Source organism: Arthrobacter sp. AZCC_0090 (genome assembly GCF_014207375.1).
In the GTDB taxonomy this organism is placed as follows: domain Bacteria; phylum Actinomycetota; class Actinomycetes; order Actinomycetales; family Micrococcaceae; genus Arthrobacter.
Window position 1 is genome coordinate 52155 of sequence record NZ_JACHEE010000019.1, and the last position, 10105, is coordinate 62259.

At 62.3% G+C, this 10105-nt stretch carries 11 protein-coding genes and 1 pseudogene; 11 read left to right on the forward strand and 1 reads right to left on the reverse strand.

Going from position 1 to position 10105, the window contains the following annotated elements:
* Positions 1-2: 2 nt before the first annotated feature.
* From HNP00_RS21780 to HNP00_RS23555, 9 genes and pseudogenes are all read left to right on the forward strand, one after another.
* Positions 3-713, forward strand: a complete 711-nt coding sequence (locus tag HNP00_RS21780; RefSeq protein WP_184741803.1) for an enoyl-CoA hydratase/isomerase family protein — start codon at positions 3-5, stop codon at positions 711-713.
* Positions 706-1575: an enoyl-CoA hydratase/isomerase family protein gene (locus HNP00_RS21785; protein WP_184741804.1), complete on the forward strand. Its 870-nt coding sequence runs from the start codon at positions 706-708 to the stop codon at positions 1573-1575. Before HNP00_RS21780 ends, HNP00_RS21785 begins: the two co-directional genes overlap by 8 nt.
* Before the next feature lie 139 nt (positions 1576-1714).
* A complete protein-coding gene (locus tag HNP00_RS21790) occupies positions 1715-2272 on the forward strand; it encodes a hypothetical protein (RefSeq protein ID WP_184741805.1) in 558 nt (185 codons plus the stop codon).
* Between the two features lie 43 nt (positions 2273-2315).
* Entirely contained in the window at positions 2316-2792 is a 477-nt protein-coding gene (locus HNP00_RS21795; protein WP_184741806.1) for a nuclear transport factor 2 family protein, read from the forward strand.
* Between the two features lie 17 nt (positions 2793-2809).
* Positions 2810-4045, forward strand: a complete 1236-nt coding sequence (locus tag HNP00_RS21800; protein ID WP_184741815.1) for a cytochrome P450 — start codon at positions 2810-2812, stop codon at positions 4043-4045.
* 15 nt (positions 4046-4060) lie between these two features.
* Positions 4061-4909 (forward strand): mesaconyl-C4 CoA hydratase, encoded by an 849-nt coding sequence (locus tag HNP00_RS21805; RefSeq protein ID WP_184741807.1) that lies wholly within the window; start codon positions 4061-4063, stop codon positions 4907-4909.
* Between the two features lie 12 nt (positions 4910-4921).
* The gene (locus HNP00_RS21810) at positions 4922-5686 is read left to right on the forward strand and encodes an SDR family NAD(P)-dependent oxidoreductase (protein WP_184741808.1); all 765 of its coding nucleotides are present in this window, start codon (positions 4922-4924) and stop codon (positions 5684-5686) included.
* A 61-nt stretch (positions 5687-5747) separates the two neighbouring features.
* Positions 5748-6947, forward strand: a complete 1200-nt coding sequence (locus tag HNP00_RS21815; protein ID WP_184741809.1) for an acetyl-CoA C-acyltransferase — start codon at positions 5748-5750, stop codon at positions 6945-6947.
* Positions 6940-7748, forward strand: a pseudogene (locus HNP00_RS23555) (enoyl-CoA hydratase-related protein). The gene HNP00_RS21815 and the pseudogene HNP00_RS23555 overlap by 8 nt, the downstream one beginning before the upstream one ends.
* Before the next feature lie 21 nt (positions 7749-7769).
* Here the strand turns inward: HNP00_RS23555 and HNP00_RS21825 are convergent.
* Positions 7770-8585 carry an alpha/beta fold hydrolase gene (locus HNP00_RS21825; RefSeq protein ID WP_184741810.1) on the reverse strand — a complete coding sequence of 272 codons (816 nt, stop codon included), beginning with the start codon at positions 8583-8585 and terminating at the stop codon, positions 7770-7772.
* Between the two features lie 62 nt (positions 8586-8647).
* Here HNP00_RS21825 and HNP00_RS21830 point away from each other — a divergent pair, with 62 nt between their 5' ends.
* Entirely contained in the window at positions 8648-9595 is a 948-nt protein-coding gene (locus tag HNP00_RS21830; protein WP_184741811.1) for an aldo/keto reductase, read from the forward strand.
* Positions 9596-10010: 415 nt separating this feature from the next.
* On the forward strand, positions 10011-10105 hold a 95-nt coding region (locus tag HNP00_RS21835; RefSeq protein ID WP_184741812.1), incomplete at its 3' end, for an aspartate 1-decarboxylase.

Sequence of the window (10105 nt, forward strand, 5' to 3'; positions counted from 1 at the left end):
CCGTGGACATCACGATCAAGAATTGGGTGGGCGTCATCGAAGTCGACGACTTCTCACCGCTCTCACGCGGCGACGCGGCTTTCGCGACCGAACTGCGCAATGCCGTGGTCGACCTCTCTGACGACGACTTCGTCAAGGTCATCGTTCTGCGCGCCCGCGGTGACTTCGCTCCGTTCCAGCCGGCCCCCGACCCTGGCGCCTCCGTGATCTTCACCGAGTGGAGCCGCAACTTCGCGGGTGCGGCCGCGCTATATCAGAGCATGACCTTCTCGAAGAAGGTGATTCTCACCGAGGTCGCGGGGGAATGCGCGGGGGCGGGCAGCTTGCTCGTGCTCTCGTCAGACCTCACAGTGGCAGCTAGCGACGCGCGGTTCGCCTCGCCGTTCGCAGATCATCCGGAAGCCAACTTCGTGCTGGCGGCGCTCACCATTCGGTTGAACAGGGCCAAAGCCTGGTTGATTCGCGACTATGGGATCGACGCGGCCCAAGCCGATGCGTTCGGGCTGGTCAATCGGGTCGTCGACCGCGATGACCTGAGCACAACAGCGCTCGACATGGCCGCCTCGGCGGCCCTGATGCCGCTCGACGGCGTGGTCATGACAAAAATGCTGCAACAGGCGGTGCTCGATGCATCAGGCGTAGGAAGGGAATTCGATATGGCGAGCTTCTATTCGGCGGGCCTGCTCGTGAGTCACGGAGAAACCAATGAGTGAATCACGCGTCACCCTCGACCTCGACCGGGAATCGCACATCGCGCGCATCACGCTGCGCCGGCCGGAGGCGGGCAACGCCATCGACGCGCAGATGGCGGCCGCAATCTGCGTGTACCTCGATGAGGTCGAGAGCGAAGACGACATCAAGGTCGTCGTCCTGAGCGGAGAAGGCGATCACCTGAGCACAGGATGGGATGCCGAAGAGGTCTGGCGGCAGTACCTCGACGCTCCCGGCGGCTCGATACGCAAACACCCCAGCCAGCGCGCCAGGCTCGTTGCGCTCGACGAGAACTGGTGGGGGCCCAAGGGGCTCTACTCCCGGCTGCTGAAGTGCCGCAAGGTCACCATCCTCGAGGCAAAGGGCGATTGCCTCGAGACCGGGTTGTACTTCGCCCTGTGCTGCGACCTGGTGGTCGCCTCACACGATGCGCGGTTCGGCAACCCGAGGTGGCGCAACATCGGTGCTGATGGCGACCTGTCGCTGTTGATCGCCCTGGTCGGGCTCAAGCGCGCCAAAGACCTCATGTTTCTCGGTCTTAACTGGTCCGCTCAGGATGCCCTGGCCTACGGTCTGATCGACTGGACAGGGTCGTCGGCCGACCGCGGTGCCAAGGTCGAAGAGCTTGCGATCATGTGCGCGTCGATCATGCGCGACGGCATCGTGAGTGAGAAGTACGCCGTTTTCGCCTCGCTGGCAAAGATGGGTATCGATCTCTCGTTCGCCGCCACGACTGTCGTCAGTGCCTCGCTGAGCAACATCCACTTCCAGCCAGGCGAGTACAACTTCTTGCGCGAACTGCGCTCCGAAGGAGTTGAATCGGCGCTGGAATCGTCCCGCGGGAATCGCGTCGAAATGCGATGAAACTTTGATCGAAAATGGCTTGATAGAAATTAGTTTACATCGTAATGTATTTACCGAAGCCAAGTTCTCTAAGGTGAGAATGTGGCCCCGCAAATCCGGTTCGAGAAACCACCTGGCTTCTCTCTAATGGAAGTGTTCAATGATGAAATTTGACGCAAGTCTGACCTATACGAGCTACGAACCGCACATGCACAAGGCGCAGAACGAACGGCAGCGCCGCCAGCTTGACGCCGTCGTTCTGCATGCGAAGGGTGAGGTCATCGCCGACTTGTCACTCGTCATCCCGTCGCTGTGCGCCGACCCCCAGTACCACGAGTACGGCGTGTACGCCAATGTGCTGGGGGACACCGGGCCCAAGGGTATGGAAGCGGTCGTGGCAAACTATGAGCACATGGTCGAGAGCGGGTCGTACGTGATCGAGTCGATCAAAGACCGGCTCATGATCTCCGACGACGAGATCATGTCCGACGGCGGTTACCGTCAGATTCTCACCTCGGCCGTGGCCAAAGAACTGGGCTTCATCGCAGAAGACGACGAGAGCAGCCGTCACTACATGCTGTCGGGTCGAACGGTTGTGTTCTGGAAGTTCGACGACGAAGGAAAGGCCCTTGGCGAGGACCGCTACGTGGTCGATCGTCAGATCGAACCACTCGCCGCCGAAGACCTTCCGGCGGACTACCCGGACCGTCTTCGCTGAATCGTCGCACCGCGGACCACCGCAAAGTACAAGGGAGTATGAGATGGGCAGCACGACTGTACAGAAGTCTCTCGAGCAGCGCCTCGATGAGCTCGAGAGCCGCACCGAACTGAGTGAATTGGTGGCGGCATACTGTGAGGGAGTCGACCGTCAGAACGTCGAGAAATTCATGACACTCTGGCACGATGACGCCTCGTACCTGATTCCGGGCGGCAGGGGTGACTTCTTCAACACGGACGGCATTCGCCAGTCGCTGGTCGTGATCGACGAGGCCTGGAAGAGCACGAACCATTGGACGACGAATCACGTGGTCCAATTCACGTCGGCTGACGCGGCGACCGGTCGCAGCGACTGTTTCGCGATCTGTGAGCACCACGATGGCAAGGTCAGCTTCGTGGCTGCAACGTACGACGACGAGTACGAGCGCCGTGCCGACGGCAAGTGGCGCTTTTTCAAGCGCCACGTCACGCGGTGGTTCGTCAGCTCGGGCGAAGACATCAAACTCCTCCCCGCATTTTGAATCGGGAGATCATGGCAATGAGTGCTTCGAACGTTCCACTGCTGCTTTCGCATGAGGGGTCGGCCGATCCGTATGCCGTGTACCGCGCGTTGCGGGCCGAGGACCCTGTGCACTATGACGAGAGCACCGAGTCGTACCTCATCACCCGGCATGCAGACGTCGCTGCTGCCTACCGAAATCCCATTTTCACTTCGCGAAACTACGAGTGGCAGCTTGAGCCCGTTTTCGGTCGCAGCCTGCTGCAGTTAGAGGGTCGCGAGCACGCGCGAAAGAGGGCCCTGGTGAGCCCCAACTTTCGTGGCGAAGGTCTCGAGAGCTGGATGCCCCTGATCAGGCAGAATGTCAGGCAGATCCTTGACGGTGGCGTTCAGAAGAGCGTCGACGGCCTGATCGAACCGCTCAAACCGGGCGACGAAGTCGATCTGCTCGAGGTCTTCGCGCATCACTTGCCCGTTTCGGTGATCACGGCGATGCTCGATCTGCCCAAGGAAGACGAGAGCCGGTTTCTCAACTGGTACGGGCACATGATCGCCTTCTTGGCGAACCTCACGAAAGATCCTGAGGTACACCGCAAGGGCATCAAGGCACGGGTCGAATTACGCGAATACCTCGATCCGATCATCCAGGAGAGGCGCGCGAATCCCGGCACCGATCTCATCTCGACTCTCGCCACCGCTGAGGTCGAGGGGGAAAGGCTCGAAGACGAGGAGGTCAAGACGCATGTGACGCAATTGCTCAACGCTGGCGCCGAGACCACCGACAAGACCTTCGGAAGCATCTTTCGACACCTTCTCACCGAGCGTTCGTTCTTCGAGGCGGTTCGGGATGACCGTTCCCTCGTGATTCCGGTCATCAGTGAGACGCTGCGGGTCACCCCGCCGTCGCAGATGAACGGCCGGGTCGTCTCTGAAGACGTCGAGGTGTCGGGAGTCCACATTCCCGCCGGCTCGCTGGTGCACCTCGTCATTGCATCGGCGAATCGTGACGAACGCCGTTTCGCGCACTCGGAGACCTTCGACCCCTACCGCACCGATTTCAAGCACGATAAGGCCTTCAGCGGCTCCGGGGAGCATTTCGCGTTCGGGTTCGGTGTGCACGCCTGCGTCGGTGCGATGCTGGCGAAAAACGAGCTCGAGATCGGTGTGAATGCGCTGCTCGACCGCTTTCCCGGCATGCGTCTCGCAGACGGGTTCGTTCCCGTCGAAGAAGGCGTGAAAATGCGTGCCCCCCTAGAGATGCGTGTCGTGCTCTAAATGCACTCGCGGGTTGTGACGCGCCACGCGGTGCTCGACGAAGGGCCGGCTGTTGCCCTTGGCGCGCTGCTCGGTGTTGAGCCGGGCGGTTTCGGCGACGGGTTGCCGCCGATGTGGCACGCGGTGTATTTGCTTGACTGGTGGCGCAGAGACGAGCTCGGGGTCGATGGACATCCGCTACACGGAATGCCCGAGCCGCCGCCTGGAGCTCATTCGCGGATGTTCGCCGGCGGCCGCACGCGGCACCTGCGGCCGTTGGCACTGGGCATCGAGACCACCAAGATGAGCCAGGTGGTCAGGACGGCCCAGAAGGTCGGCCGGTCGGGCCCGCTGACATTCGTGACCGTTCGGCACGACTTCGAGCAAAACGGCGAACGCGCGGTCAGTGAGGAGCACGACATCGTATACCGGCCGCTGACGTCGAAGCCGGTCGATTCAAAACCGGGGGACTCGGCGCCGGCCGCGTCGCCGCAGCTCAGGCGGCCAGCCCCATCCGCGCCGCCTGACGAACCGGTCACGCCCGAGCTGACCTTCGCCGCCGACCCGGTCGCCCTGTTCCTTTTCTCGATGTACACCTCGAACTCGCATCGCATCCACTACGACGAGGCGTTTGCGTTATCGGAGGGGCACGCAGGCCTGGTGATCCACGGTCCGTTGCAGATTCTGCTGATGGCGGAGGCCCTTCGTGCTCGCGGCACGAATGTATTCGGTGCTGAGTTCTCGTATCGGCTGCTGAAACCGGTGACGAATTCGCAGACGCTCACGATCGGCGAGCCCGCCGGCGAACACGGCAGCGGTTGCGTGCGGGTCGTCGACGCACTGGGCACCCTTGTGGCTCGCGGCGACGTGACACCACTGAACTGAAATGGAGAAGAAATGCAGATCTCGGGAATCACTGCGCTGGTCACCGGTGCGGCATCCGGACTGGGCGCGGCGACAGCCTCGGCCCTCGCCAAGCAGGGCGCATCGGTCATCGGCCTCGACTTGCCGGGCGCAGTCGAAGCAAACGCTGGTGAAGATCGACCCGGCATCAGGATGGTCGGGGCCGACGTCACGAGCGAAGAAGCGGTTCTCGCTGCGTTATCGACCATACGCGACGACGACCCGCCACTCCGGCTTGCCATCAACTGCGCGGGCATTGCACCCGCCCGGCGCATCATCTCGTCGAAGGGCGCCCATGAACTCGGCCTCTTCGAGAAGACCCTTTCGATCAACCTCATCGGTTCGTTCAACGTGCTTCGACTCGCGGCCGAGGTGATCGCGGGTACTGAGCCAGACGACACGGGGCAACGCGGGTTGATCGTGAACACCGCATCGGTGGCTGCCTATGAGGGCCAGATCGGACAGATCGCCTACGCGGCGTCGAAGGGCGGCGTCGTCGCGATGACGCTGCCCGCCGCCCGCGACCTCTCCCGTTACGGAATTCGCGTGAACACGATCGCCCCGGGAATCGTCGACACTCCGCTGCTGGCCGCGCTCGGCGAAGAGGTCAACGCCTCGCTCTCGGCCGGGGTGCCGTTTCCGCACCGGCTCGCCCGCCCTGACGAGTATGCACAACTCGTGGTCATGATCGCGCAGCACGACTACCTCAACGGCGAGACCATTCGAATGGACGGCGCACTGCGCATGGCGCCGCAGTGAGCTTCAGGTCACTGGTCAGCCCACAAGGGGCATCAACGCAAGACGTGAAAGAGGTACGTGCATGAGCAGCTCAGTCATTGTGGCGGGAGCGAGGACCCCCATCGGAAAACTCCTCGGCGGCCTGTCATCGTTCGACGCGGCCGACTTGGGCGGGATTGCCATCGCTGCAGCCCTCGAAAGGGCAGCCATGCCGGCCCCGGCCGTGGAATATGTCATCATGGGCCAGGTTCTCACCGCAGGGGCGGGGCAGTTGCCTGCGCGACAGGCGGCCAACAAAGGCGGCGTGAGCATGTCGGTCGCCTCCACCACGGTGAGCAAGGTGTGCCTTTCGGGCATTCAGGCGGTGATTCTGGCAGACCAATTCATTCGTACAGGAGACTTCGGAGTTATCGTCGCAGGTGGGCAGGAGTCGATGACAAAGGCGCCGCACTTGCTGACAGGCTCCCGCCAGGGCACGAAGTTCGGCCCGATCACGATGGTCGACCACATGGCCGTCGACGGTCTCGAAGACGCATTCACGGCCGAAGCAATGGGGCTGCTCACGGAGCGGGTGAACGACGACGACCCGATGAGCCGCGAATCACAAGACGCCTTCGCGGCCGCCTCGCATCAGCGTGCGGCAGCCGCATGGCAGAACGGACTCTTCGATGACGAAGTGGTGTCGGTGAAAATACCACAGCGAAAAGGCGAATCCATCGTCGTCAGCAGGGACGAGAGCATCCGGCCCGACACCACGACCGCCACGCTGGGGGCGCTGCGCCCGGCGTTCAGGGCAGACGGAACCATCACCGCCGGAAACGCCTCGCCGGTTTCTGACGGTGCATGCGCGCTGATCATCATGGACAAAGAAAAGGCGGAGGCCTCCGGAATCACCTGGCTCGCCGAGATCGGCTCCCACGGCATGGTTGCCGGCCCGGATTCGAGCCTGCAGTCACAGCCTGCGAACGCCATAGCGCTGGCGTGCAAACGTGAGGGAATCAAACCGGCCGATCTCGATCTCGTCGAAATCAACGAGGCGTTCGCCGCTGTCGCATTGGCTTCCGCCGCCGAGCTAGGCATCGGCCTTGACCGGGTGAATGTGAACGGGGGAGCGATTGCGATCGGTCACCCCATCGGAATGTCAGGAGCCCGCATTCTGCTCACGCTCGCCCTCGAACTCAAACGGCGCGGCGGCGGAATCGGCGCCGCCGCGCTCTGCGGCGGAGGTGGCCAAGGTGATGCGCTCATAATACGAGTCCCGAAACAGGATGAACATGCCTGACCAGACTCCGGATTCGACCGTCTTGCTCGACGGGGTGGTTCGTGCAGAGAACCACGGTCACGTACTGCTCATCACCCTGAACCGCCCCGACGCTCGCAACGCGGTGAACTTCGGGCTTGCTGCGGCACTCGGCTCCGCCATCGAGCTGCTGAACAACACCGATGAGCTTCGCGTCGCCGTCATCACCGGCGCCGGCAAGGCGTTCTGCGCCGGCCAAGATCTCAAGGCCTTCACGGCTGGAGAGGGCCTGATTTTGCCCGAGCATCCCGAGTGGGGGTTCGCTGGCTTCGTCCGGCATTTCTCAGCGAAGCCGACCATCGCCGCAGTGCATGGTTTCGCCCTCGGCGGAGGGCTTGAAATCGCGCTCGCTTGCGACCTGATCGTTGCCGAAGAGGGCACGCGATTCGGTCCGAAGTGACACGCGGATTGTTCGCTGCGGGAGGCGGGGCATCACGCATAGCGCAGCAGCTGCCGCAGAAGGTAGCCCTTCAGCTGTTGCTCAGTGGAGAGCCCATTTCGGCCGGGACCGCCGAGAGCTGGGGGCTAGTGAACAAGGTTGCGCCCTCGGGAACGCATGTGGAGGTGGCGATGAACCTCGCCCGTGGCATCGCCGGCAACGCACTGCTCGCCGTGCAGGCGTCGAAGCGATTGGTCTATGAGAACGTCAATCAGTCTGTTTGGAACGATGAGTCGTGGGTGAACATCGATGCGACGGTGGCGGAGATCTTCGACTCGAAGGATGCCGGCGAGGGTGCGCGAGCTTTCGTTGAGAAGCGTCAGCCGGTCTGGCAGGCGCGGTGACCAGGATAGGCGACACTCTGTTCATAAGGAGTGGCGCCCGAGCCACTCCCGGAGCACACGCAGAAACTCTTGCGGCTCTTCGACGCTCGGCAAATGCGCGGATTTCGCGAACCGATGCCCTTCAGAATGCGGAAGCACTTCGACGAGAACATCAGCGATGATCGCCATACGCGACACGTCGAAGTCGCCCACCGTGATGAGCGCCGGTGCGGTCATCGAGGCGAGACGGCTATATGCCGAAGGCTGGAGCGGCAGTGAGTTTGGAGGCTCCTCGCCCCGCTCGACGTTTGGCTGGTTGAGTTCGAAGGCGCGCGCGACGAACGCGGGGTCGAGGTCCTTCGCATCGCGCTCGGGCCCGAAGACCCAGAGCTCGACCTCAAGTCGCTTCGCTTGCGGCCTGTCTCCGAGGGCGGTCAGTTCGGATATTCCTGCGAAGAGGGCGCTCTCGGAATCGGTCGGCGTGGTGGGCGGGAAACCCTCGATGCCCGATCCGATCGTAACGACGCCGTCAACCCGGTCAGTATGCACCACCGCCGTATTGACGGCGATCATGCCGCCCCTCGACGAGCCGACCAGAGTTGCGGCCGCCACGCCGAGGTGATCAAGCAAAGCGACGACGTCACCATGGTTCGTGAACGGGGTGCCGTCGCTCGTCGTGCGGCCATACCCCCGCGCGTCGAACCTGACGACGAAGTGGTCGGTCGCCAGCGCATCGGTCTGAGCATCCCACATGCGAAGCGTCGCCACGCCCGCGTGGAGCAGTACGAGTACCGGATGGTGGGTCCTTCCTGCTGTCTCGTAGTAGAGCTCGGCACCGTGGGTGTGGAGGAATGGCATGCAAGTCAGTCTACAGAAATTAGTTAGCTACGTGTAATATGTACGAAAGAAAGCAGGGCAAAATGGCGCTGGTCGGTTCGAGCACGCTCGACGTATTTCCCTTATCTCTCGGTGGCAATGTCTTCGGCTGGACCGCTGATCGCGAAGAATCGTTCGACGTACTCGACGCTTATCGAGATGCTGGCGGCGATTTCATCGATACTGCCGACGTGTATTCGGCGTGGCCGCCTGGGCATTCCGGCGGTGAATCCGAGACGATCATCGGCGAATGGATGGCGCAGCGGATCAACAGGGACAGCGTTGTCATCGGAACTAAAGTCAGCAAACATCCGTCGTTCCCCGGGCTGTCCCGTAGCAACGTTCTCGCCGCCGCTGCCGCGTCTCTCATCCGGCTCGGCACCGATTACATCGACATCTACTACGCGCATTACGACGACCCCTCGGTTCCACTCGAGGAAACGGCTGGGGCGTTCGACGAGCTGGTCAGGCGTGGCTGGGTGCGTTTTGTCGGGTTATCGAACTACAGCGGGGACAGAATCGACGAATGGTTCGCCGTTGCGGAGGCGAACGGGTTCGCTCTGCCGGTGGTGCTGCAGCCGCAATACAACCTGGTCAAACGGGTTCCTTATGAGCTAGATCTGGCGCCTCGCGTGGCGCGGCATCACCTCGGGGTCACCCCGTACTTCGCCCTCGCAGCCGGGCTGCTCACCGGCAAATACCGAAACGCCGACGACATCCACGGCACATCGAGGCAAAGTTTCTTGAACCGCTACGTCAGCGACGAATCGTTCATGGTGGTGTCGGAATTACGCAGGATCGCCACGGAACGAGAGTGCGCAGCCAGCTCGATCGCGCTCGCGTGGCTGCTGGCCCAGCCTGGAATCGCGGCGCCGATTGCCTCGGCGCGCACGGTCGAACAGCTGCCCGATCTGCTGGCGGCGGCAAACATCGAACTCACGGCCGACGAGCTCCGTCGGCTCGGCGAGGTGTCAGGTTTGGTGTCCGAGTGACACCAGTTCGGTGACCGCTCGGACAGCCAGCGCCCCCGCTACCCCTGCGGGTTCGGACATGGCGGGTGGCGAAGAACCCCCAAGGAACAGAGGAGAATCAAGCATGGACTTGCATCTGCAACCGGACTGGCAACGTGCCCTTGGGCAGTACGTCGAGATACGACTTGGCGGAAAGACTGTCCGAACGGGCACCGTCGATTCGGTTATGCCGGACAGCTCAATTCTTTGGATTTCGGCCCAGGGTACAGATACGCGAATGATGGTGGAGCAGGCTCGAGGCAACGAGGTATTTGTGGGGTACCAGTGGGCCCACGCCGATCCGTGGCCCAGATAGGGTGGCCAGGCCAGAACTCGATCTGGTCAGCGTTGCGCGCCTTCCCAAGACTATGAACGAAATCTCGATCTGGAGCAGCAGATGAACCGCACAATGTTCAAGTCCAAAATCCACCGTGCCACCGTCACGCACGCGGATCTGCATTACGTCGGCTCCGTCACCGTTGACCTGGATTT